The organism is Vibrio sp. 10N.286.49.B3, assembly GCF_002873395.1.
Taxonomy (GTDB): domain Bacteria; phylum Pseudomonadota; class Gammaproteobacteria; order Enterobacterales; family Vibrionaceae; genus Vibrio.
On sequence record NZ_MCUV01000001.1, the window covers coordinates 481,962 to 505,276 of the forward strand.

General features: G+C 40.2%; 21 protein-coding genes. 10 read left to right on the forward strand and 11 right to left on the reverse strand.

Translation table 11 applies throughout. The annotated features are described in order from the left end of the window. Positions 1-93 precede the first annotated feature (93 nt). Together glnS and nagE are read right to left on the reverse strand one after the other, a co-directional pair. Positions 94-1,755, reverse strand: a complete 1,662-nt coding sequence (gene glnS, locus BCU68_RS02095) for a glutamine--tRNA ligase (protein WP_102563122.1) — start codon at positions 1,753-1,755, stop codon at positions 94-96. Between the two features lie 346 nt (positions 1,756-2,101). Beyond that, a complete protein-coding gene (nagE, locus tag BCU68_RS02100; RefSeq protein ID WP_102563123.1) occupies positions 2,102-3,601 on the reverse strand; it encodes an N-acetylglucosamine-specific PTS transporter subunit IIBC in 1,500 nt (499 codons plus the stop codon). A gap of 495 nt (positions 3,602-4,096) precedes the next feature. Here nagE and nagA point away from each other — a divergent pair, with 495 nt between their 5' ends. The 4 genes from nagA to asnB all read left to right on the forward strand — a co-directional run bounded on the left by nagA (position 4,097) and on the right by asnB (position 10,026). Then, complete coding sequence (nagA, locus tag BCU68_RS02105) at positions 4,097-5,233, forward strand: N-acetylglucosamine-6-phosphate deacetylase (RefSeq protein ID WP_102563124.1); 1,137 nt, start codon at positions 4,097-4,099, stop codon at positions 5,231-5,233. Positions 5,234-5,235: 2 nt separating this feature from the next. After that, complete coding sequence (locus tag BCU68_RS02110) at positions 5,236-6,453, forward strand: ROK family protein (protein ID WP_102563125.1); 1,218 nt, start codon at positions 5,236-5,238, stop codon at positions 6,451-6,453. 85 nt (positions 6,454-6,538) lie between these two features. Then, a complete protein-coding gene (locus BCU68_RS02115) occupies positions 6,539-8,128 on the forward strand; it encodes a cation:proton antiporter family protein (protein ID WP_102563126.1) in 1,590 nt (529 codons plus the stop codon). A gap of 227 nt (positions 8,129-8,355) precedes the next feature. Further along, positions 8,356-10,026, forward strand: a complete 1,671-nt coding sequence (gene asnB, locus BCU68_RS02120; protein ID WP_102563127.1) for an asparagine synthase B — start codon at positions 8,356-8,358, stop codon at positions 10,024-10,026. Between the two features lie 121 nt (positions 10,027-10,147). On the opposite strand, the gene rfaH is transcribed toward asnB, so the two are convergent. From rfaH to htpG, 4 genes are all read right to left on the reverse strand, one after another. After that, positions 10,148-10,663, reverse strand: a complete 516-nt coding sequence (gene rfaH, locus BCU68_RS02125) for a transcription/translation regulatory transformer protein RfaH (protein WP_102563128.1) — start codon at positions 10,661-10,663, stop codon at positions 10,148-10,150. A 52-nt stretch (positions 10,664-10,715) separates the two neighbouring features. Continuing rightward, on the reverse strand, positions 10,716-11,672 hold the full coding sequence (gene hemH / locus BCU68_RS02130) for a ferrochelatase (RefSeq protein WP_102563129.1): 957 nt from the start codon (positions 11,670-11,672) through the stop codon (positions 10,716-10,718). A gap of 95 nt (positions 11,673-11,767) precedes the next feature. Next, positions 11,768-12,412, reverse strand: a complete 645-nt coding sequence (gene adk / locus BCU68_RS02135; protein WP_102563130.1) for an adenylate kinase — start codon at positions 12,410-12,412, stop codon at positions 11,768-11,770. A 327-nt stretch (positions 12,413-12,739) separates the two neighbouring features. Continuing rightward, positions 12,740-14,644 (reverse strand): molecular chaperone HtpG, encoded by a 1,905-nt coding sequence (gene htpG, locus BCU68_RS02140; RefSeq protein ID WP_102563131.1) that lies wholly within the window; start codon positions 14,642-14,644, stop codon positions 12,740-12,742. A 257-nt stretch (positions 14,645-14,901) separates the two neighbouring features. On the opposite strand from htpG, the gene BCU68_RS02145 reads away from it, so the two are divergent. Together BCU68_RS02145 and BCU68_RS02150 are read left to right on the forward strand one after the other, a co-directional pair. Then, on the forward strand, positions 14,902-15,780 hold the full coding sequence (locus BCU68_RS02145; RefSeq protein ID WP_102563132.1) for a transcriptional regulator: 879 nt from the start codon (positions 14,902-14,904) through the stop codon (positions 15,778-15,780). Positions 15,781-15,795: 15 nt separating this feature from the next. Beyond that, on the forward strand, positions 15,796-16,311 hold the full coding sequence (locus BCU68_RS02150; RefSeq protein WP_102563133.1) for a regulatory protein ToxS: 516 nt from the start codon (positions 15,796-15,798) through the stop codon (positions 16,309-16,311). An 89-nt stretch (positions 16,312-16,400) separates the two neighbouring features. Here the strand turns inward: BCU68_RS02150 and yfcE are convergent, their stop codons facing one another. Genes yfcE through BCU68_RS02175 form a run of 5 tightly spaced genes read right to left on the reverse strand, consistent with a single transcriptional unit; the run spans position 16,401 to position 19,269 of the window. Further along, positions 16,401-16,946 (reverse strand): phosphodiesterase, encoded by a 546-nt coding sequence (gene yfcE, locus BCU68_RS02155; protein WP_102563134.1) that lies wholly within the window; start codon positions 16,944-16,946, stop codon positions 16,401-16,403. A 44-nt stretch (positions 16,947-16,990) separates the two neighbouring features. Further along, entirely contained in the window at positions 16,991-17,407 is a 417-nt protein-coding gene (locus BCU68_RS02160) for a CBS domain-containing protein (protein ID WP_102563135.1), read from the reverse strand. Then, the gene (locus BCU68_RS02165) at positions 17,404-17,754 is read right to left on the reverse strand and encodes a P-II family nitrogen regulator (RefSeq protein WP_102563136.1); all 351 of its coding nucleotides are present in this window, start codon (positions 17,752-17,754) and stop codon (positions 17,404-17,406) included. Before BCU68_RS02165 ends, BCU68_RS02160 begins: the two co-directional genes overlap by 4 nt. After that, a complete protein-coding gene (locus BCU68_RS02170) occupies positions 17,744-18,538 on the reverse strand; it encodes a DUF1538 domain-containing protein (RefSeq protein ID WP_102563137.1) in 795 nt (264 codons plus the stop codon). The genes BCU68_RS02165 and BCU68_RS02170 overlap by 11 nt, the downstream gene beginning before the upstream one ends. Next, positions 18,535-19,269: a DUF1538 domain-containing protein gene (locus BCU68_RS02175; RefSeq protein WP_102563138.1), complete on the reverse strand. Its 735-nt coding sequence runs from the start codon at positions 19,267-19,269 to the stop codon at positions 18,535-18,537. The genes BCU68_RS02170 and BCU68_RS02175 overlap by 4 nt, the downstream gene beginning before the upstream one ends. 210 nt (positions 19,270-19,479) lie before the next feature. Between BCU68_RS02175 and BCU68_RS02180 the strand changes: the two genes are divergently transcribed. From BCU68_RS02180 to BCU68_RS02195, 4 genes are all read left to right on the forward strand, one after another. Next, complete coding sequence (locus BCU68_RS02180; protein ID WP_102563139.1) at positions 19,480-20,406, forward strand: TIGR01777 family oxidoreductase; 927 nt, start codon at positions 19,480-19,482, stop codon at positions 20,404-20,406. Positions 20,407-20,749: 343 nt separating this feature from the next. Further along, positions 20,750-21,604 carry a co-chaperone YbbN gene (locus tag BCU68_RS02185; protein ID WP_102563140.1) on the forward strand — a complete coding sequence of 285 codons (855 nt, stop codon included), beginning with the start codon at positions 20,750-20,752 and terminating at the stop codon, positions 21,602-21,604. 128 nt (positions 21,605-21,732) lie between these two features. Next, complete coding sequence (locus BCU68_RS02190) at positions 21,733-22,650, forward strand: SPFH domain-containing protein (protein ID WP_102563141.1); 918 nt, start codon at positions 21,733-21,735, stop codon at positions 22,648-22,650. Positions 22,651-22,655: 5 nt separating this feature from the next. Continuing rightward, entirely contained in the window at positions 22,656-23,108 is a 453-nt protein-coding gene (locus BCU68_RS02195; RefSeq protein ID WP_102563142.1) for an NfeD family protein, read from the forward strand. The last annotated feature ends 207 nt before the right edge of the window (positions 23,109-23,315 follow it).

A 23,315-nucleotide genomic window follows, 5' to 3' on the forward strand; every position in this document is an offset into this window, starting at 1 on the left:
CTTGGATTAGATTTCATGCATAAAAAAACCAGCTCATGAGCTGGTTTTTTATTGGCGATTAGTTATACCAATCGTAGTAACTAACGAGTCCGCTTAGCTATCTGCTTTTGCCCACGTATCACGTAGACCAACAGTACGGTTAAAGACTAATGCTTCTGGCTTAGAGTCTTTGTTATCCATACAGAAGTAACCAGTACGTTCAAACTGAATACCTGCTTCTGGTGCAACCGTTGCTAAGTTAGGCTCAACAAAACCATTCATAACAACAAGTGATTCAGGGTTTAGTGTCGCCGCAAAATCATCTGCCGCTGCTGGATTTGCAACGGTGAATAGACGATCATATAAACGAATCTCAGCTGGTATACCTTGCTCTGCAGATACCCAGTGGATCACGCCTTTAACTTTACGACCATCGGCTGGGTTTTTACCCAACGTTTCTGAATCGTAAGTACAGTAAATCGTCGTGATATTGTCTTGCTCATCTTTTTCAATGCGCTCTGCTTTAATCACATAAGCACCACGTAGACGAACTTCTTTACCAAGAACTAAACGCTTGTATTTCTTATTTGCTTCTTCACGGAAGTCATCACGCTCAATCCAAACTTCACGCGTAAATGGTACTTCACGAGTTCCCATTTCTGGCTTGTTTGGGTGATTAGCAACCGACAGTGTTTCAGCAGCATCAAAATTTTCAATCACAATTTTGATTGGATCTAAAACAGCCATTGCACGTGGTGCATTTTCGTTTAAATCATCACGAATACATGATTCTAATGAACCAAATTCGATCATGTTTTCTTGCTTAGTCACACCAATTCGCTTACAAAATTCACGAATAGAAGCAGCAGTGAAACCACGACGACGTAAACCAGAAATAGTCGGCATACGAGGATCGTCCCAACCATTAACTAACTCTTCAGTAACGAGTTGGTTTAGCTTACGCTTAGACATTACCGTGTATTCTAAATTTAAACGACTAAATTCATACTGGCGAGGTTGGCAGTCAATCGTGATGTTATCTAGAACCCAATCGTACAAGCGACGGTTATCTTGGAATTCAAGAGTACAGATCGAGTGAGTGATACCCTCTAGCGCATCCGAAATACAGTGAGTGAAATCGTACATTGGGTAAATGCACCATTTATCACCCGTTTGGTGGTGATGAGCAAAGCGTACACGGTAAATAACCGGATCGCGCATAACCATAAATGGAGATGCCATATCGATTTTAGCACGTAGACAAACTTCGCCTTCTTTAAAGCCGCCATCACGCATCTTTTCAAAGAGTGCTAGGTTTTCTTCTGGAGCACGATCACGGTATGGGCTGTGTTTACCAGCTTCCGTTAACGTACCACGGTACTCGCGCATTTGCTCAGGACTTAGCTCATCAACATACGCTAAGCCTTTATTAATTAATTCAACTGCATAGCTATAAAGCTTATCGAAGTAGTTTGATGAGTAACAAATCTCACCAGACCAATCAAAACCTAACCAGCTTACGTCATTCTTAATTGACTCAACGTATTCAACGTCTTCTTTCTCAGGGTTTGTATCATCAAAACGAAGATTACATTGCCCTTGATAGTCCTGAGCAATACCAAAGTTTAAACAGATAGATTTCGCATGACCGATATGAAGGTAACCATTCGGTTCAGGCGGAAAACGAGTATGCACACTTGTGTGTTTGCCATCAGCCAGATCTTTATCAATAATTTGGCGAATAAAATTTGATGGACGAGCCTCAGCTTCACTCATCTATAGCACCTCTAGTTTTTAGTATTGTCAGAATATATATAGTTAGCAATGATCCACAATTCTAGACCTTTGCACAATAAGAACCGTCAATTTCTTACGATTATTTCCCCTATTGATGAATAAAAGAGCTTCGCTTCGCCTATTTATAGTCAAAGTGATCAATATGACGGTGATTCCGCACGCTAAGCTGACTCCCCTGCTCGCTGCATCATCGCTATTTAACTTGAAAAAATACCCGTTTTATAGTGATAGTCCTTTTAATATAACCACTATCTGACCTTGCTTCTAAGTTAGCAGTAATAAAAAAGCCTCCCATTGGGAGGCTTCAAAGTATCGCTATCTTACTTTAGTTAAAAGAAGGTAGCTCGATATCAGATAAATCTTCACTTGCAGCAATCGTTTTCATCTCACCAGCGACTATTTCAGCCAGTGGACCAAGGATAACTTGTAGGTTATTTGAACCTAAACGTACAACCCCCATCGCTCCCAATGCTTTTAATGTTTTCTCGTTCACAACGTTGCTGTCTTTTAGAGTAAGACGTAGGCGTGTGATACATGCATCGATATTTTCTAGGTTTTCATGACCACCTAGTGCTTTTAGGTATTGTTTTGCAAGCTTGCTTGTATCTTTAGAACCTGTAACCGCTGAGCTAGTCTGCTCATCATCTTCACGACCCGGTGTTTTTAAGTCAAACTTAACGATAACAGCGCGGAAGATTGAGTAGTACAGTCCGAAGAAAACTAGACCTTGTACAATCAACATGTACCAATTAACGGCAAGTGGGTTACGCGTCGATAGAACCATATCGACAAGACCAGCAGAGAAACCGAAGCCAGCAATCCACTGCATAGATGCCGCAATGTAAACTGAGATACCCGCTAGTAATGCGTGAAGAACATAAAGTGCCGGTGCAAGGAACATAAACGCAAACTCTAGAGGCTCAGTAACACCAGTAAAGAATGATGCGAAAGCGGCAGCAATCATGATAGAAGCGACTTTCTCTTTGTTCTTAGCTTTTGATGTGTGGTACATAGCAAGTGCAGCACCTGGTAAACCAAACATCATAATTGGGAAGAAACCAGCTTGGTACATACCCGTTACGCCAATCGTTGCAGTACCTTCAGCAATCGATTTTGCGCCACCAAGGAAGTTTGGAATATCGTTAATACCAGCTACATCAAACCAGAAAACTGAGTTTAGAGCGTGGTGTAAACCGACAGGGATAAGTAGACGGTTAAAGAATGCGTAGATACCAGCACCTAGCTCGCCCATACCTTGGATAGTTTCACCGAAGTTGACCAGACCACCGTAAACCGCAGGCCATACATACATCAGAGCAAATGCGATAACAATACCAGCAAAAGAGGTCAAGATAGGAACTAAGCGCTTACCAGAGAAGAAGGCTAACGCTTTATGCAGCTCGACAGTAGAGAAACGGTTATAGATCTCAGCAGACACAATACCAACTAAGATACCTACAAACTGGTTTTCAATTTTAGAAAACGCTGCTGGTACTGCGCTTGGGTCAATGCCTTGAATCTGAGCGACTGCCCCAGGTGAAAGCAGTGTTGTTACAACTAAGAAACCTACAAAACCCGATAATGCCGCTGCACCATCTTTATCTTTCGACATACCATACGCAACACCAATTGCGAATAGAATCGACATGTTATCAATAATAGCGGCACCAGCTTTAATTAAAAATGCTGCTAGAGCGTTATTGCCACCCCATGCAACAGGATCAATCCAGTAACCGATACCCATTAAAATTGCTGCTGCAGGTAATGTAGCAACTGGAACCATCAGTGCTTTACCTACTTTTTGAAAATATCCAAGTACATTCACGATAAACTCTCCCTATAGGACTTTAATTTTTTGGTTAAGGACTTTTTTTAGTCACTCAATTTAGTCCTGTTCAGTGTATGTTTTTAATTTCGCTTCGCAAATTAAAAGGTGGTCATTTGTGATCATAATCACCAGTTTTAGTTTAGTTACTAGGATTTTGCTAGCCAGATCATAAAACTTATTTTATCATGCGAAAAATGATACAAACAAAGCTAATATAAACACTAACTGATTCGTTATCTCCATCACGTTATTTTAATATCGGTAGCATTTAGACGTAATAAGCGACATAATTACATTCGCTTAGTTAATAAATAAACTTAATCTATCAATAGGTTGATTACTTCTTTGCTGTTTCAGTTGATGTGCAGAAAGAAGAACCTGTTATCTAAATACTGTAAGAAAAATAAGTCTTTATAAGGCATAAAAAATCAGCAGATAAAGATAGCAACATACTCGATTATTCAAATTATCAAAAATAAGGACTAACTCGCCATGTATGCATTAACTAATGCCAAAATATTTACTGGTAATGATGTTTTAACCGATCATGCGGTCATTATTGAAGGCAATCTTATCAAGCAGATTTGTTCTCTCGCTGATTTACCGGCAGGAATTGAGGTTAAAGATCTTAATGGAGCAAACTTAAGCCCTGGATTTATTGATTTACAGTTAAATGGCTGTGGAGGAGTGATGCTTAATGACGAAATTAATGCCGATACTATCCACATTATGCACCAAGCCAATTTGAAATCGGGTTGCACGAGCTTTTTACCAACACTGATCACATCATCAGATGAAGATATGCGAAGTGTTCTAACTGCAGCTCGTGACTATCAAAACCAATATGATAATCACTCTCTCGGTTTACACCTTGAAGGCCCTTACCTCAATGTCATGAAAAAAGGCATTCATAGTGCCGATCACATCCGCAAGTCTGATGACGAGATGATTCAACTACTTTGCGATAACCGCAACTTAGTGACGAAAGTAACGCTTGCACCTGAAAACAATAAACCAGAACACATTGAGCGTTTGCACGCAGCAGGGATTGTGGTTTCTATCGGTCATACCAATGCCACTTATAAAGAGGCGCGTAAGGGGTTTGAGTCAGGCATCACTTTTGCTACCCACCTTTTTAATGCAATGACACCTATGGTTGGTCGTGAACCTGGCGTAGTTGGCGCTATTTTCGATACGCCAAATGTATACGCAGGCATTATTGCAGATGGCTTTCATGTCGATTATGCAAACATCCGTATTGCCCACCAAGTCAAAGGCAATAAGCTTGTATTAGTGACCGACGCCACAGCTCCAGCAGGCGCAGACATGGAATACTTTATTTTTGTTGGTAAGAAAGTATATTATCGTGATGGAAAGTGTGTCGATGAAAATGGCACTCTAGGCGGCTCAGCTTTAACTATGATTGAAGCGGTACAAAATACAGTAGAGCACGCTGGAATCGCATTGGATGAAGCTCTTCGAATGGCAACATTATACCCAGCCACAGCAATTGGTGTAGAAAACAAACTAGGCCTGATTAAACGAGGAATGGTTGCTAACCTTGCTGTGTTCGATAGAGACTTCAATGTCCAAGCGACGGTTGTTAACGGACAATATGAGCAAAATTAAGCATGAATGGCGGACAAATAGGTAACGTAGATTTAGTTAAACAACTAAATAGCGCAGCAGTATATCGACTCATTGACCTTCAAGGTCCTATCTCTCGTATCCAAATAGCGGATGTGAGTCAACTTGCACCTGCGAGTGTTACAAAAATAACCCGCCAGCTTCTTGAGCGCGGTCTAATTAAAGAGGTCGCGCAACAAGCCTCTACAGGAGGACGTCGAGCCATATCATTAACAACGGAAGTAGAACCTTTTCACTCTATTGCCGTTCGACTTGGCCGTGACTATATTCAAGTAAGCCTCTACAACTTAGGCAGTCAAGAACTTGCAACCACTTATCATGAACTCAAGTACCAAAATCAAGAGCAATTGCTACAAGGGCTAATCTCTTGTTTAAATGATTTCCTTGAGCAAGAAAAATATCAAATAAATCAACTCATCGCCATTGGTGTCGTCCTACCCGGACTGGTCAACCCAACGACTGGTGTTGTTGAATATATGCCGAATACTGATATCGATAAGCTATCATTAGGTGACATTATTCGCGATACATTCAAAGTCGAATGCTTCGTTGGTAACGATGTTCGAGGAATGGCGCTTGCTGAACATTACTTCGGTGTCAGTAAAGATTGCCAAGATTCTATTTTAGTCAGTGTTCATCGCGGTACTGGTGCTGGTATTATCGTCAATGGACAAGTATTTTTAGGCCATAATCGTAATGTAGGTGAGATTGGTCATATTCAAATTGACCCTCTAGGCGAGCAGTGTCAATGTGGTAACTTTGGCTGCTTAGAAACCGTTGCCGCTAACCCTGCGATTGTCGCACATGTGAAAAAACTCATTGCTCAAGGTTACGAGTCATCTTTATCTGACCTTCCTCACATCACCATTAATGATGTATGCCAACATGCCTTAAACGGTGATGAACTCGCTAAACAAAGTTTAATTCGTGTGGGTAATCAACTTGGTAAAGCGATAGCAATGACAGTTAACCTTTTCAACCCACAAAAAGTGATCATTGCTGGTGATATTACGGCTGCAGAAAGTCTTGTTTTTCCAGCTATTCGTCGCAACATTGAAAACCAATCATTAACAGCCTTTCATAAAGCACTGCCTATTGTTGCCTCTGAAATCGATAAGAGACCAACCATGGGCGCGTTCGCTATGATTAAGCGCGCAATGCTCAATGGCGTATTATTACAAAAGCTGCTAGAAGATTCATAACCCTTTAGTATTAATAATGATAATTTGATAGAATTTTGGGATGTACTTAGTGCATCCCTTTTTTATTATGGATAAATAACTGTTTATGGAATTAACTCTGATTATCTCTGTTGCTTTTGTTGCAGGTTTCATTGCTCTTAAATGCCAACTTCCCCCCTTAGTTGGATTTCTTTTGGCTGGTTTTGGATTACACGCCTTTGACTATCACACCAATGACACTTTAATTCTACTTGCTGATTTGGGCGTTACCCTTCTGCTCTTTACTATTGGTCTTAAGCTCGATATTAAAACGCTCTTATCCAAAGAAATTTGGGCCGGTGCCACTTTGCATAACCTCTTTTCTACCGGTCTCTTTACTCTTTTATTACTAGGCTTAAAAGTACTCGGCGTCTCTTCTTTAATCGGCATGTCTTTTGAGCAAATTGTTTTACTCGGCTTTGCCTTATCTTTTTCAAGTACTGTTTTTGCCGTTAAGACCCTGCAAGAAAAAGGAGATATGAACGCCACCTATGGCACTATTGCTATCGGTATTCTCATCATGCAGGATATCTTTGCCGTTGTTTTCTTAACCGCATCAACCGGTAAAATGCCAGAATGGCACAGCCTTGCCCTTTTTGCCCTACCCCTCCTTCGCCCTATTTTCTATAAACTCTTAGATAATGTCGGTCATGGCGAGATGTTAATTTTAGCCGGTATCTTTTTTGCCCTAGTTGCAGGTGCTGGTCTATTTCAGGTCGTCGGTATGAAGCCTGATCTTGGTGCTTTAATACTAGGAATGCTGTTAGCTGGTCACAATAAAGCTTCCGAGCTATCTAAATCACTCTTCAATTTAAAAGAAGTCTTTTTAGTCTGCTTCTTTTTGAATATTGGTCTTTCTGATAAACCAACATTAGAAGGCTTTGTACTCGCGATCCTATTTCTGTTGTTGCTGCCACTTAAAGGGCTACTTTACTTCACCGTATTTAGCCTCTTTAAGTTTAGAGTTCGCACTTCTTTGCTCGCCTCTCTTTCTCTTTTTAACTACAGTGAATTTGGTTTAATTGTTGGTGGGCTCGCCTATAAACAAGGTTGGATATCAGGCGATATTTTAGTTGCTATTGCCATTGCTGTTTCCCTGTCTTTTATCATCTCTTCCCCACTGAATCGCATTGGACACTTACTGTATAAAAAATCGAAAGGCATTTTAGTCGATCCTCCTGTCGATAAAATTCATCCGAAAGATCAATTAATTAATCCAGGAAATGCACAAATACTCATTCTTGGTATGGGTCGAATTGGCACAGGTGCTTATGATGAGTTACATGCGCGTTATGGCAAGATTTGTTTAGGCATCGAAGTCCGTGAAGAGTCAGTAGCAGGACATCATGCACAAGGGCGTAATGTCATCATCGGAGATGCAACCGATCCTGATTTTTGGGAGCGTATATTAGATACGGCCAATGTTAAGCTTGTTTTACTCGCTATGCCGCACCATTTAGGCAACCAAACAGCACTTGATCAACTAAAGCAAAACCATTTCAAAGGTCAAATTGCTGCGATTGCCGAATATCAAGACCAACTCGATATACTCACCGAGAATGGCGTAGATGCCGCTTTCAATATTTATAGTGAAGCCGGTAGTGGTTTTGCTCGCCATGTTTGTAAGCAATTAGCCCCCTCATTTAATAAAGCCTAATTAATACACCTGATCGCTTCTTAAGTTACCGATTTCCGCTAAACTTAAGAAGCCTTAGCTCAAAAAACACTCGCAACATTGCATCCGTTTAACAAAAGTGCCATTTGGTTAAATGTTTTCTAACTCTAGTGGTTAATTATCATTTTTTTCATCATTGATGGTTGCTTTTTTTAGCGATCATGGCAAATTGAAGTCAATCTCATTTTAATTATTGAAAAGGAATTTGTATGTGTTCTATCTTTGGCATCCTAGACATTAAGAGTGACTCTGCTGCACTACGCCCTATCGCGCTAGAGATGTCGAAAAAGCTTCGTCATCGTGGTCCTGATTGGTCTGGTATCTATTCTTCTGAAAAAGCCATTTTAGCTCATGAGCGTTTAGCTATCGTAGGTCTAAATAGTGGTGCTCAACCATTATATAGCCAAGATAAAAAACACATCCTAGCGGTGAATGGTGAGATTTATAATCACAAAGAAATTCGTGCTCGTTTAGAAGACAAGTACCAATTCCAAACAGACTCAGACTGTGAAGTTATTTTAGCGCTTTACCAAGAGATGGGTGATGAGCTTCTAGAAGAACTCAACGGTATCTTTGCTTTTGTTCTTTATGATGAAGAAAAAGATCACTACTTAGTTGGTCGTGACCATATCGGTATTATTCCTTTATACCAAGGTCATGATGAACATGGTAACTACTACGTTGCTTCTGAAATGAAAGCGTTAGTATCAGTTTGTAAAACAGTCAGTGAGTTCCCACCAGGCAGCTTCTACCGCTCTGGTGACAGTGAACCACAACGTTACTACACTCGTGACTGGAACGAATATGCTGCAGTACAAGGGAATAGCACAAGCAAAGAAGAGCTAACTCAAGCTTTAGAAGATGCGGTTAAACGTCAACTAATGACCGATGTTCCTTATGGTGTACTTCTATCGGGCGGCTTAGATTCTTCTATTACTTCTGCTGTCGCTAAGCGTTATGCTGCACTACGTATTGAAGATAATGATCAGTCAGAAGCTTGGTGGCCTCAACTGCACTCATTTGCGGTTGGTCTTGAAAATGCACCGGATCTAAAAGCGGCACGTGAAGTAGCAGAACAAATCGGTACAGTTCACCACGAGATGACCTACACAATCCAAGAAGGTTTGGATGCTATTCGTGATGTTATCTACCATATCGAAACCTATGATGTCACTACGATTCGTGCATCAACGCCAATGTACTTATTAGCTCGTAAAATTAAAGCGATGGGCATCAAAATGGTACTTTCTGGTGAAGGTGCAGATGAAATATTTGGTGGTTACTTATACTTCCACAAAGCGCCGAATGCTCAAGAATTCCATGAAGAGACAGTACGTAAGTTACTCGCTTTAAACATGTTTGACTGTGCGCGTGCCAACAAATCACTTGCCGCTTGGGGTGTAGAAGGTCGTGTTCCTTTCTTAGATAAAGAGTTTATTGATGTCGCAATGCGCTTAAATCCTGAAGATAAGATGTGTGGCAATGGTAAGATGGAAAAACATATTCTACGTGAGTGTTTTGAGGATTACCTACCAGCTTCTATTGCATGGCGTCAAAAAGAGCAGTTCTCAGATGGCGTTGGCTATGAGTGGATTGATACACTAAAAGCAACAGCCGAAGCAAAAGTAACGGATCAGCAAATGGAAACGGCGGCATTCCGCTTCCCATACAACACTCCGACAACAAAAGAAGGTTACTCATACCGAGAGATCTTTGAAGAGCTATTCCCTCTTCCATCGGCTGCTGAGTGTGTTCCTGGTGGACCATCTGTTGCCTGTTCTTCAGCAAAAGCGATTGAGTGGGATGAATCATTCAAAAACTGCGTTGACCCATCAGGTCGTGCTGTTCAAACCGTGCACAACGACGCTTATGATGCATAATTAAAATCAACATGTTGCGCTGATATCTAGCGCAACATATTGATCAAAAAAATCCCCCAGAGCTTTTAATCCTTACTTTAAAGATTTTCAGCCGCTGAGGGATTTTTTTTATCTGTTTATTTTACTGAAAATGACTATTGTCGACGGTTACAGCAACGGGTCTATTGATCATTTGAATAAGCATAATAGAACGATTCTCGCCACTACTCTCTTGATAGATAGCATCAATACCAGCAAATTGACCACTGCTAAGTTGTACTTTATCACCTTTTTTCAGCGATACTTCTGCGCTAGATTCAGCAGCTAACGCTTGCTGATCAGTGGCCATCTCTTCTTCAAGACATTTAAGCTCATAAATCAAACTGCCTTCTAACACCTTTGGGTGCGGTCCCATACGAATAAAGTCTGAGACACCACGAGTGGATCGAATGGTGGTAAAGCTAGGACCTTGCTCAAAATCAAAATGGATAAACATATAAGAGGGAAAAAGTGGCTCTGCAACCATCTTCTTTTTCTTTCTAACTATTTTTTCTATTTGAATTTGTGGGTAATAGCACTCTATACCTTGGTTTTCTAGATGCATTTTCGCACGAGGCTGATCACCTCGTTTACAATATAATAAATACCAACGCTTCATTATCTACCCTTACTTCTGAGCAAAAAACTATAATTTAAATCTTCGAAACTAATTATCTTGTCACGAGATCCGCCATCATATCAATATGCAAATCATCATCGTTAAGACAAGGTATATAGTGAAATGACTCGCCACCAGCCTCAATAAATAACGCTTTACACTGATCGGAGATCTCTTCTAATGTTTCTAAACAGTCCACTGAAAAAGCAGGGGCAATAACATGAATATTCTTCACACCTTGCCCAGGAAGCTTCTCAAGTGTTTTATCGGTATATGGTGTTAACCACTCTTCACGACCAAAGCGGGATTGGTAAGTCATACCAATTTGATCGACTGTTAATCCTAATTCATTTGCTAGTAGCTCTGTCGTTTTTTCACAATGTTGAGGGTAAATATCGCCCTCATCAGCTAAACGCTTTGGGATGCCATGATAAGAGCATAATAAATAATCACCTTGACCATGTTGTTGCCAATGAGCACGAACGCTAGATGCTAATGCTTGGATATACAATGGGTGCTGATAATAATCACGAATAAAACGATAAGCCGGAAGCACAGGCATCTGTTTAAAAGCTTTAGTTAAACCGTCCGAAACAGCTGCTGTTGTCGTACCAGAATACTGAGGATATAAGGGAAGTACAATAACTTCTTCCACCCCTTGTTCTATTAACTTTTCAATGCCAGATTTTAAACTAGGATTACCATAAGTCATTCCTAGTTCTACAGGGCAATCTAGCTGCTTTCGTAATTTGACGACTTGACGCTGTGAATAAACCAGTAATGGCGATCCACCTTCAAGCCAAACACTCTTATATAATTTCGCAACTTTCGGGGCACGAATAGGTAAAATCACACCATGTAGTAATGGACACCACAGCCAGCGACTTAAGTTAACCACACGATGATCATGCAGAAACTCACTGAGAAAACGCTTGATTGCTGGTGCATTTGGGGCGTCAGGAGTGCCCAAATTCACCACTAATACACCTTGTTTTTGACTCACTTCCATGACGTAATAATTCCTAATAGCATAAAAAAAACGACCGATAACGGTCGTTTTAATATATCAAATTTTACTAACCTGAGTTAGTTCAATTCTATAAATTACGCTAGTGCTTCACGCAACTCTGCACTTACTTCTGCAACTTGCTTAGTACCATCAAATTTTAGGTACTGAGTTTTTGCTGTTTCAGCTTCTTTAGAGTAGTAAGCGATTAGAGGTGCAGTCTGCTCATGGTAAACACCTAAACGAGCAAGAACGGTTTCTTCTTTATCATCATCACGTACAACAAGGTCTTCACCTGTTACGTCATCTTTACCTTCAACTTGAGGCGGGTTGAAAGTAACATGGTAAGTACGACCTGAAGGAAGATGAGCACGACGACCAGCCATACGCTCAACAATCACGCTATCAGCAACATCGAATTCAACAACGTAATCAACTTCAACACCCATCTCTTTTAAGCCATCAGCTTGAGGAATAGTGCGTGGGAAGCCGTCTAGTAGGAAGCCTTTTTCACAATCATCTTGTGCAATACGCTCTTTAATTAGACCTAAGATGATGTCATCCGATACTAATTTACCAGCATCAATAACTGCTTTCGCCTGCTTACCCATTTCTGTACCAGCTTTAATTGCAGCACGTAGCATGTCACCAGTAGAGATTTGTGGAATACCAAATGTTTCCATGATGAACTGAGCTTGAGTACCTTTACCAGCACCTGGAGCACCCAGAAGAATGATGCGCATGTTTAATCCTCTTTGAAAATGATGATTTATACCGAAGCTCACTGCTTGTCGAATATAAAAACGATAAAAGTAAAAGCTAAACGATAAGTTTCGGTATAACCGTTTATATATAAGCCATATTGAATTGCTCATATTCGATTCGGGCTAGATTCTACCATAAATTTGAAACATTAGATCATTTCTACTCTTAAAGAGTACGAGAAAAGACGCTAATAGTATGACAATAAATAAAACCAAACTGAGTCAGCTGATACCTATAAGCACAATAATCTATGTCGATAAAAAGCTCACCGAAGTGAGCTTGTAATCATACCAATTTAACGATTCTTACGCTTTAACAAGTAGAGCATTGATAGAAGTTAAGAATTGAGTGGAATCTTCCATCGTTCCTTTTTCTGCTAACATTGCTTGACCAAGCAATACCTCAACCCAGCGACCAAAAGCTTCTTCGTCCGCTTCATCTGCCATACGCTTAACCAATGCGTGCTCTGGGTTAATCTCAAAGATATACTTAACTTCAGGCGCCGCCTGGCCAGCCGCTTCTAATAGCTTCGCCATTTGCGTGCCCATTTCAAAGTCATCAGTAACAACGACCGCTGGGGTTGTCGCTAGCTTAAAGGTAGTACGTACTTCTTTTACACGCTCACCTAGGTAAGACTGAGTACGCTCAATAACCGATTTGAACTCTTCTTCTGTCTCTTTTTGCTTCTCTTTTTCCGCTTCATCTTCAAACTTGCTAAGATCTAAGCCCGCTTTAGTGATCGACTGGAACTGCTTACCATCGAACTCTGTTAAGTAGTTCATCAACCATTCATCTAAACGATCAAACATCAGCACAACTTCAATGCCTTTCGCCTTAAATTGCTCTAAGTGCGGGCTGTTTTTCGCGGCTGCGTAGCTATCTGCCGTCAAGAAGTAGATTTTTTCTTGGTCTTCTTTCATGCGCTCAACATAAGCAGCAAGACTCACGGTTTGCTCTGCTGACTCTTTCTCTGTTGAAGAAAAACGTAATAGACCAGCAATTTTCTCTTTGTTTGCCATATCTTCCGCAGGACCTTCTTTTAGCACTAGGCCAAATTCTTTCCAGAAAGATAAGTACTTATCATGATCATTTTTCGCCATGCGTTCTAGCATAGTAAGCACACGTTTAGTACAAGCGCTGCGCAGTGATTGAGTTACTTTGTTATCTTGTAAAATTTCGCGTGACACATTCAAAGGAAGATCATTTGAATCAATTAAGCCGCGTACAAAACGTAAGTAAGACGGCATAAATTGCTGTGCATCATCCATAATGAAGACACGTTGAACATACAGTTTTAAACCACTCTTATGATCACGGTTCATCATATCCCAAGGTGCTTTTGCTGGGATGTATAACAAACTAGTGTAATCATTTTTACCTTCAACTCGGTTATGGCTCCAAGTTAAAGCGTCAGTAAAGTCATGCGATACATGCTTATAAAACTCTTGATATTCTTCCGCTGTTATTTCTGATTTATTACGTGTCCATAGCGCTTGAGCTTTATTAATTTGCTCCCAGTGTGTCTCTTCCGTATCTTTGCCTTCGTCATCTTTAACAGCAGTTAAAATAGAGACAGGAATACCAATGTGATCTGAATATTTGCTGATTACATCACGTAAGCGCCACTCAGAAAGGAACTCTTTTCCTTCTTCACGCATATGCAAAATAATGTCAGTACCTCGAGAAGCTTTGGTCACGTTCTCGATGGTGTAATCACCTTCACCTTCAGAGTGCCATTGTACGGCTTCGTCAGCATTAAGGCCTGCAGCACGAGTGCGTACAGTTACAGCGTCAGCAACAATAAATGCTGAATAAAAACCAACACCAAACTGGCCAATAAGCTGTGAGTCTTTGCTCTGGTCATCAGATAATTTAGAGAAGAAATCTGCAGTGCCTGATTTTGCGATAGTACCAAGATGTTCAATCACATCTTCACGGTTCATCCCGATACCGTTATCAGAAATGGTTAATGTATTCGTTTCAGCACTAAAAGATAATTTAACACCTAGATCGGCATCACCTTGATATAAATCTGGCGATGATAGTGCCTGAAAACGTAATTTGTCTGAGGCATCTGAAGCATTTGAGATCAACTCGCGTAAGAAAATCTCTTTGTTTGAGTACAAAGAATGGATCATTAAATGAAGTAATTGCTTTACTTCCGATTGAAAACCACGGGTTTCTTTATTATTCATTACTGTTTCGCTCATTTGAACTCCATCGAATTAACGCTTTAACATGACTAACAAGGCTTAATCATGTTGAACAACTTTGATATAGAAATGAGGATGCCAGCAGCAAATTCAAGGTCAAAAGTAATAAAAGCACTCTTTTTTTTATTTATTTTGATTATCCTGATGCACAAATACATAAAATAAAATAAAATGATGCCGTTTTTGCTCAACAACGGATTGAAAGGCAAGAATTTAGACTATTGACCGCCCATGACACTACAAAGAAGAATTTAATGAGCAATATTGGTACTAAATTTATCCTCGCACAGCGATTTGTTTTTGATCCTAATAACAATTCTTTAGTCGATCAAACGGCTGATAATGAAGAGATAATCCGCCTAGGCAGCAATGAAAGCCGTATTTTATTAATGTTGTCAGAGAGACCCAATGAAGTCATTACCCGTAATGAACTGCATGAGTTTGTTTGGCGAGATCAAGGCTTTGAGGTCGATGATTCAAGCCTAACTCAAGCGATCTCAACTCTGCGTAAAATGCTAAAAGATTCTACGAAATCGCCAGCTTTTGTCAAAACAGTACCAAAACGCGGCTATCAAATGATAGCCAGTGTTGAACGCTCAATGCCTTTATCATCAAATGAAGCGCAAGAAGACGTTATCGAACCATTCTCTCATAATGAAGCAGTGATTCTAACGGAAAAGAGCGACGATTTAACCAATAAAGAAGAGGCTTTAACTGCGGTAACATCCTCGCACATTGAAGCTAAGCAAGATCTTCAAGCTTCATGGAAAATGACGGCATTGACCTTCTTTTTATGCTTCTTGAGTGTAGCTTTACCTTTTTATGTGATGAATTCAGCTAATCTGGCACCCACTGTATTTGATGAAATTGATATTGTCGATGGTATAAAAGTCAAAACACCGATGAACCATCCTGACTTAAATAGTTGGATGCCAAGGATTGAAGATTGTATTCAAAAGTACAATAAAGTGCACACTGACGAACTTAAGCCGATAGAGGTCATTGCCACCGGTGGGCAAAATAATCGTCTAGTTTTAAACTATATCCATTCATCTGATTATGCATATGAAAACGTTTCTGTTCGTATTTATACTGACCCTAAAAATCGTAATAATATCTGTGATAATTTGTAATAAAGGCTAAAAATAATGAAACTTAAATTTGCATCTCTATTACTAGTTATCTCCGCGATACTTACTAGCTGGTTATACTGGGGAAGTGATCTAAAAATAGAACAAATGCTCACAGCTAATGAGTGGCACTCACGCATGGTTACTATTCTTCTTAGTGATGAGCAGGAAGATATATTAGGTCCATTAAGTAAAGTGGTCGTGACATCGAATGTAAAATATTTACCTAATAGCACGTATATTCGTATCTCATCTATCCACGTATTTGGCAATAATGAGCTAGGAAAGAATATTATCAATATCTCAGAAACTGGTAATTGGGATATTAGCGATAATTACCTATTGGTATCGCCGACAGCATTTTCCGATTCATCATCGACTACAAGCCGTGAGTTTACTTCTCAGCAGTTAAAGGTTATCACTCAAGTCTTTAAGTTGGACTCTGAGTTAAGCCGTCGAATAGATATCATCGATTCAAAAACATTACTGCTTACCAGTCTAAGTCATGGCTCTACTGTACTGTTTTCCAATTAAACCTAAAAAGGCTTACTCTGTACTCCATAGGTAAGCCTTTTCATCACACCATAAATCTAAACGCGATTATTATTAATCTTCAGCTTTTTTTATAATGATACCTGACAAATTATCTTTTGCTCTAGAGAGAAAACCGCATAGTGATTATCTTCTAGAATGGCATAACTCGCTGGGTAACCTTCACGCGGAAAAGTGACAGAACCTGGGTTAAAGACATTGTTATTTTCTTGAAAATGAGCAACAGGGATATGAGTATGACCGTGGACTAAAATACCCTTTTCACCTAATGAAGGTCGTGTTTGTTCCGTATATAAATGACCGTGCGTTAAAAATAATTTATGCCCGCTTTCCAGTAAAATCCACGCGTAATCACTCATCATAGGAAACGATAGAAGCATTTGATCCACTTCACTATCACAGTTACCTCTGACGGCGATAATCTGCTCACTATATTGATTCAATAATTGGGCAACACCAGCAGGATCATAACCTTCAGGTATCGGATTTCTCGGTCCATGATTCAAAAGATCACCAAGCAAGATTAAATGATCCGCTTTTGAATGTAAGTAAAGCTCAATCACCTTTTCAGCCGCGACTAATGAACCATGTATGTCAGATGCAAAAAACAGTTTCACCGTATATCCTTTCTTCTTATCAAATGGCACTCTTGATTGTACGTTTAGTTCGCGAATGCGTCATCAACTGCCATACCATTTAGCACAATATTGTTATAACTAACGATGCCAATAACCGTACCATCATCAATAACCGGCGCACGACTGATACCAAAATGCTCAAACAAGCGAGCACAATATTTTACATTCATCTCTGGCGCAACAGATAATGCTGGCTTTGTCATTATTTCATAAATATTGGTTCGTTGAGGTGAACGATTTTTAGCTAATACTTTCTTGGCGATATCATTCATCAAAACAATTCCGTACTCATCTTCCGAGTGCCGTTTATTGACGATAATAGCTTTAACTTGATGCTTTTTAGCTAACTGAATCCCCTCTTCAACCGAGGTAAGGCCATCTACCATGACATAAGTATTACTCATGACTTCCTTTACTTTCACTTGCGCATAATGACTCATAGTTCATCCTCAACAATTTTGGTTAGCTCTGCAACTTGATGAGCGACGCCAACCGCATCTTCAATATCAATTTGAACTGCTATTCCTTGCCCAGACTGACTATCAAACTCCCCAACATCACTAATTTTTTCCAATATATGCCGAGATAAATGTTCTTCAACCACAAATAGCAGTACATCTTTTTGAACCTCAAGCGTTAAGCCAAAAAAAGTGCGTTTTTGATTCATGCCTTGTCCACGGGCATTGGTTATTACTGTTGCTCCTGTCGCGCCAGCCTCTCGTGCGGCATCTAACACTGCATCCGTTTTGGCATCCTCAACAAAAGCTAAAATTAGTTTAAAGCGCATCTTTATTCTCCTTTTTAGTCGAACGTTTAACCATCCATTGTGTTAGTTGAGCGTAACCCAGCACCGAAATAATTGGGCACAAGCTAGCAAAAGCAATCAGACCAAAGCCATCAAGCATTGGATTGCGACCTGGAACGGTTGAAGCTAGCCCTAAACCCAGCGCAGCCACCAGCGGAACGGTCACTGTAGATGTAGTAACGCCCCCTGAATCATACGCTAACGGAATAATCTGCTTTGGAGCATAAAAGGTCTGACAAACCACAATTAGATAGCCCACAATGATGTAGTAATGAATAGGATCGCCAACCACAATTCGATAGCTGCCCAAGGAGATGCCCCCTGCGACCCCAAATGCAACGGCAATTCGTAAGCCAGTCGCACTAATACTGCCTCCTGAAACTTGATTAGCTTTTAAAGCAACCGCAATTAATGAAGGCTCAGCGATCGTCGTACTAAAGCCAATACAAAAAGCAAATAAGTAGACCCAATAGTAATCAAACCAAGCCAGTTGCTCACCTACGCTTAGTTTAAAGCGATGTAGAAACTCTGGAGCGGTTAGCTGTTCAGCCATCATTTCACCTAAAGGAAACAGCGCTAACTCAAGCCCAAGAAGAAATAAAGACAAACCTAAAGTGACATAAACAAAACCAAGAATCACTCGCGGTAAGTGACTCACTGGTTTACGTAATACACCAACTTGAAAACCAAATAAAATGACCACTATGGGAGTAATATCCCGCACAGTGCTTAGTAAGCTGGTCAAAAAATCACTTAAGGTGATCATGATAACCATATCCCATACAGCATCACGAACATCATCGGCAACAAGGAAGCAAAAGCGATAAGACCAAAACCATCAATCATTGGGTTGCGACCTTTAATTGATGAAGCAAGACCAATTCCTAGCGCGGCAACAAGTGGCACTGTTATTGTTGATGTCGTCACCCCGCCGGAATCATAAGCTATTCCAATAATGCTTTGTGGGGCAAAGAACGTGAGCGCCACTACACCGATATAGCCCCCTATAATCATGTAATGGATGGGCCAACCTTTTAAGATGCGTAGCACACCAACAACAATGGCAATGCCCACAGACAATGCAACGGTCAAGCGCAGACCATTCGCATACTCCTCCATCTCTTGCTCACTATTCACAATCATTCCTCCTTCAGCAGCCACTTGTGACGCCTCAGCAGCAACAGCAGTTAGCGCGGGTTCAGCCATGGTCGTGCCAAAACCTAAACAGAAAGCAAAGCTCAACAGCCCGACAATACTGCCTTTACGAGAAAAAGCTTGTGCCATTGACTCACCAATAGGAAACAGCCCCATATCCAAGCCAAAGATAAAAAAAGTTAACCCGACAACGACGAGTACTAGCCCAACTAAAACGGACATGATGTGAGGCAGTGGTTGCTGCAGTACTACTAATTGGAAGAAAATAATGACCATAATAATTGGCATTAAGTCTCTTAAACTCCCGAGCATTGCTTTTAAAAAAGCCAAAACTGATGACATAGGTTGACCTTTGCTTCTCCATCTCATCTAAGCATTGTAGATGAAGTTATCTAAAGGTGTGATCTAGCTCTGATATTGCCACTTCAGCACTGATGCTTATGTTATTTAATCATCAAGCAAACGTCATAACATCATTGTGCTTAGGTAAAACTATAGATTGGTATTATCGTCGAGGCGACTATACTAACTATATTCAAATAAGGAGGTTGCATGAAGATATTGCTTACTGGAGGGACTGGTTTTATAGGCTCTGAGCTACTTAAAAGTATGACGACTCATCAGGTTGTGTTACTAACGAGAGAGGTTAAGTTAGCCAAGCAAAAACTTAATCATACCGATCTTGGTAATATTCATTATGTAACTTCACTTGATACCCTTAGCGATCTTAATGGTTTTGATGCAGTAATAAATTTAGCTGGCGAACCCATTGCAACCAAACGCTGGACAAAACAACAAAAGAACAAAATATGTCAAAGCCGCTGGGAAATAACAGAGCAAATCGTTGCATTGATCCATGCCAGTACCAAACCACCAAGTGTTTTTATTAGTGGCTCAGCCGTTGGTTTTTATGGCGATCAGCAAGCCCACCCTTTTGATGAAAGTTTGCAAGTACACCACAATAGCTTTACGCATGAAGTGTGTGCTAAGTGGGAAAATATTGCTAAACGAGCTCAATCTGATTCTACCCGTATCTGTTTAATAAGAACGGGGGTCGTACTAGGTTTAGGTGGTGGTGCGCTCGATAAAATGATCTTACCGTATAAATTAGGGCTTGGTGGACCAATAGGTTCTGGTCAACAATATATTCCGTGGATTCATATACTTGATATGGTGCGTGGTATTATCCACTTATTAGAAACCGACCATGCGCAAGGTGAATTTAACTTGTGTGCACCTCACCCTGTAAGTAATAGAGAATTTAGCCAGACACTCGCAAAAGCATTGCATCGACCACATTTATTTTATACACCTAAGTGGATTATGAATGCTCTCCTTGGTGAAGCGAGTTGCTTATTATTTGATAGCATACGCGCTAAACCGAAAAAACTAACCGAACTCGGCTTTGATTTTAGTTATTCACGAATTCAACCTGCTTTAAAAAACCTTATTGAGCATCACCACAAACAAATGCCTTAAAATGGTTGCAATGTAATTTTTCCGTAACATAGCTATGACATAGTAAAAATCAAATAGCTGGTGTCTATCCCCTAGCGCCATAAATATAAGCACCTTGTGGAACATCTATGTCATTAAATCAATTAAATTTAATTGGTGTAAGCATTGTTTTAACTCTTTTTATTTTATTTTGAATAACCTGTGTCTACACCACCCTGCAAATCTCGGCAAAACATCATGAGTAAGTGAAACTATTCATGATGTTTTTTGTTCGACCTTGATATTATACCAACCCTCCCTCATCTATTAAGCTATAACACTAAATAAGGTCATGGGGCGCTCCCCAGTGAACAAGGATACCATCATGCAAGCTGCCAATATTGTTGAACTTAACGAACAAAACTTTCGCCAAATTCTTGAAAGTTCGATGCAAACGCCGGTTCTTATCCATTTTTGGGCACCAATGAACCCAGAAAGTGCGCAAATTATTCCGCAATTACAAACGCTTGCTCAACAGCATCAAGGTAGCTTTACTTTAGCGCTATTAAACTGCGAACAAGAGCAAGCAATTGCAAGTCAGTTTGGTGTGCAAGCTTTGCCGACCATTGCATTATTTATTAATGGTCAAGCTGTTGATGGAATGGGAGGCGCACAATCTCTTGAGGCAATCAATGAAATGTTAATGAAGCACCTACCGAGCCAAGATGAAGTCACGCTAAAACAAGCTCTAGAGCACTTACAAAACAATGAACACGCTCAGGCACTAGCGCTCTTCACTACCCTACCTGATGATATAAAAGCAAAAGGGGAAGTTAAATTAGCAATGGCAGATTGTTTATTAGAAACTCAACAATTTGATAGTGCTGCCTCGGTTCTTCAAACCATACCATTAGAGTATCAAGACAATTACTACAAAGGGTTACTGGCTAAGCTTGAGTTACATAACCAAGCAGCAAATAGCCCTGAGATTCAAGCGTTAGAAGCACAATATCAAGTTAATGCCAGTGATGAACGAGTGGTTACCGATCTTGCACTCCAATATCACCAAGTCAATAGAGATGAAGAAGCTCTTGCCCTACTTTGGACTCTACTCAGCAAAAACCTCAATGCATTAGATGGCGATATGAAAAAGCTCTTTATGGATATATTAAGTGCTCTTGGTCAAGGTAATGCACTTGCTGGCCAATACCGCAAACGCCTGTACTCATTACTTTATTAATCAGCACACATTAATTCATCACAATAAAGCTATAATATTAACTCAGCCAGTTGTCATCAGTAACTTGGCTGAGTTTTTTATGCAGTTAATAAGTAAACCTGTCTATGTATCTATAAAAAGGAATAAAAATGAATATTGATATTCTCGCAACAGTCGGTGGTTTTATTATCGTGGCAATCGTATTTATCGTTGCTGGCGTTAAAACGGTCCCTCAAGGGAACAACTGGACAATCGAACGCTTTGGTCGCTATACCCAAACATTAAAACCTGGACTGAATCTGATTATTCCTTTTATCGATAAAGTAGGCTCGCGTATTAGCATGATGGAACGCGTGATGGATATTCCAGCGCAAGAGGTCATATCAAAGGACAACGCCAATGTCGTCATTGATGCGGTCTGTTTTATCCAAGTTATTGATGCTGCAAAAGCAGCGTATGAAGTTAACGATTTAGAGCATGCCATTCGCAACTTAACGCTAACCAATATTCGAACGGTTCTTGGTTCGATGGAACTAGATGAAATGCTCAGCCAGCGTGACATGATCAACACGAAACTGTTAACGATTGTCGATCAAGCGACGAACCCGTGGGGCGTTAAAGTTACCCGTATCGAAATCAAAGATGTGCAACCACCTGCCGATCTCACTGCAGCGATGAATGCACAAATGAAAGCTGAGCGAAATAAGCGTGCCGATGTATTAGAAGCCGAAGGGATCCGCCAAGCTGAAATTTTAAAAGCCGAAGGTCATAAGCAATCTGAGATCCTAAGAGCTGAAGGTGATAAGCAAGCAGCGATCTTACAAGCAGAAGCGCGAGAGAGAGCGGCAGAAGCCGAAGCACGCGCAACTGAAATGGTTTCAAAAGCGATAGCCGAAGGTGATATGCAAGCGGTAAATTACTTTATTGCACAGGGCTATACCGAAGCGATAAAGAGTATTGGGCAAGCTGAAAATGGTAAAATCATCATGCTACCTCTTGAGGCAACGGGTTTAATGGGATCGGTTGCAGGTATTGCTGAAATGTTCAAACATGACCAAAAAGATTAATGCCTATGTTATTTGATCTCTTAAATAGCATTAACCACTGGCACTGGCTTGCCTTTGGGCTACTACTCTTAGCCACTGAACTGCTTGGAACTGCTGGGTATTTTTTATGGCTTGGTATTTCAGCCCTAATTGTTGGTGTCATACTGGCTCTTTTACCGCTCAGTTGGCAAATGCAGTGGATTGCCTTTGGCAGTTTTTGTTTAATAACGACTTGGCTATGGTGGCGTAAACAATTTAGCCAAGACAAAAAAGATGACCAATTACGCGATCTTAATCAGAAGCAAAAGCAGATGATCGGTCAAACCGCTATCTTAGAACAAGATATGATCGCAGGAAACACACGCCTCAAAGTTGCGGATACCACTTGGGCTGCGCAATGCGATCAAGACTTAAAAGCAGGCACTCAAGTGAAAATTGTCGGTTTTAATGGCATTATTTTACTTATTGAGCCGATTTAATTATCCGACTTTATTAAAATAAGGGAGCATTTGGCTCTCTTATTTTTTATCTTAATCAGAATAGTGCTAGTTTTCATCTTGTTGAGTAATTTGTTCTTATAAATAAACTTTCTCTAATCACAGCTCAAATTGAAATAGTATCCCTAACTTCTACTAACCTTAAATAAATAATCAATTAGATAGTAAATTCAATGCGTTATTTTTACC

Excerpts from the sequence above, each read along its gene's own strand:
- glnS (WP_102563122.1), bottom strand. The coding sequence starts at position 1,755 with ATGAGTGAAGCTGAGGCTCGTCCATCAAATTTTATTCGCCAAATTATT.
- nagA (WP_102563124.1), top strand. The coding sequence starts at position 4,097 with ATGTATGCATTAACTAATGCCAAAATATTTACTGGTAATGATGTTTTA.
- BCU68_RS02110 (WP_102563125.1), top strand. The coding sequence starts at position 5,236 with ATGAATGGCGGACAAATAGGTAACGTAGATTTAGTTAAACAACTAAAT.
- BCU68_RS02115 (WP_102563126.1), top strand. The coding sequence starts at position 6,539 with ATGGAATTAACTCTGATTATCTCTGTTGCTTTTGTTGCAGGTTTCATT.
- asnB (WP_102563127.1), top strand. The coding sequence starts at position 8,356 with ATGTGTTCTATCTTTGGCATCCTAGACATTAAGAGTGACTCTGCTGCA.
- rfaH (WP_102563128.1), bottom strand. The coding sequence starts at position 10,663 with ATGAAGCGTTGGTATTTATTATATTGTAAACGAGGTGATCAGCCTCGT.
- hemH (WP_102563129.1), bottom strand. The coding sequence starts at position 11,672 with ATGGAAGTGAGTCAAAAACAAGGTGTATTAGTGGTGAATTTGGGCACT.
- adk (WP_102563130.1), bottom strand. The coding sequence starts at position 12,412 with ATGCGCATCATTCTTCTGGGTGCTCCAGGTGCTGGTAAAGGTACTCAA.
- htpG (WP_102563131.1), bottom strand. The coding sequence starts at position 14,644 with ATGAGCGAAACAGTAATGAATAATAAAGAAACCCGTGGTTTTCAATCG.
- BCU68_RS02145 (WP_102563132.1), top strand. The coding sequence starts at position 14,902 with ATGAGCAATATTGGTACTAAATTTATCCTCGCACAGCGATTTGTTTTT.
- BCU68_RS02150 (WP_102563133.1), top strand. The coding sequence starts at position 15,796 with ATGAAACTTAAATTTGCATCTCTATTACTAGTTATCTCCGCGATACTT.
- BCU68_RS02160 (WP_102563135.1), bottom strand. The coding sequence starts at position 17,407 with ATGAGTCATTATGCGCAAGTGAAAGTAAAGGAAGTCATGAGTAATACT.
- BCU68_RS02165 (WP_102563136.1), bottom strand. The coding sequence starts at position 17,754 with ATGCGCTTTAAACTAATTTTAGCTTTTGTTGAGGATGCCAAAACGGAT.
- BCU68_RS02170 (WP_102563137.1), bottom strand. The coding sequence starts at position 18,538 with ATGATCACCTTAAGTGATTTTTTGACCAGCTTACTAAGCACTGTGCGG.
- BCU68_RS02175 (WP_102563138.1), bottom strand. The coding sequence starts at position 19,269 with ATGTCATCAGTTTTGGCTTTTTTAAAAGCAATGCTCGGGAGTTTAAGA.
- BCU68_RS02180 (WP_102563139.1), top strand. The coding sequence starts at position 19,480 with ATGAAGATATTGCTTACTGGAGGGACTGGTTTTATAGGCTCTGAGCTA.
- BCU68_RS02185 (WP_102563140.1), top strand. The coding sequence starts at position 20,750 with ATGCAAGCTGCCAATATTGTTGAACTTAACGAACAAAACTTTCGCCAA.
- BCU68_RS02190 (WP_102563141.1), top strand. The coding sequence starts at position 21,733 with ATGAATATTGATATTCTCGCAACAGTCGGTGGTTTTATTATCGTGGCA.
- BCU68_RS02195 (WP_102563142.1), top strand. The coding sequence starts at position 22,656 with ATGTTATTTGATCTCTTAAATAGCATTAACCACTGGCACTGGCTTGCC.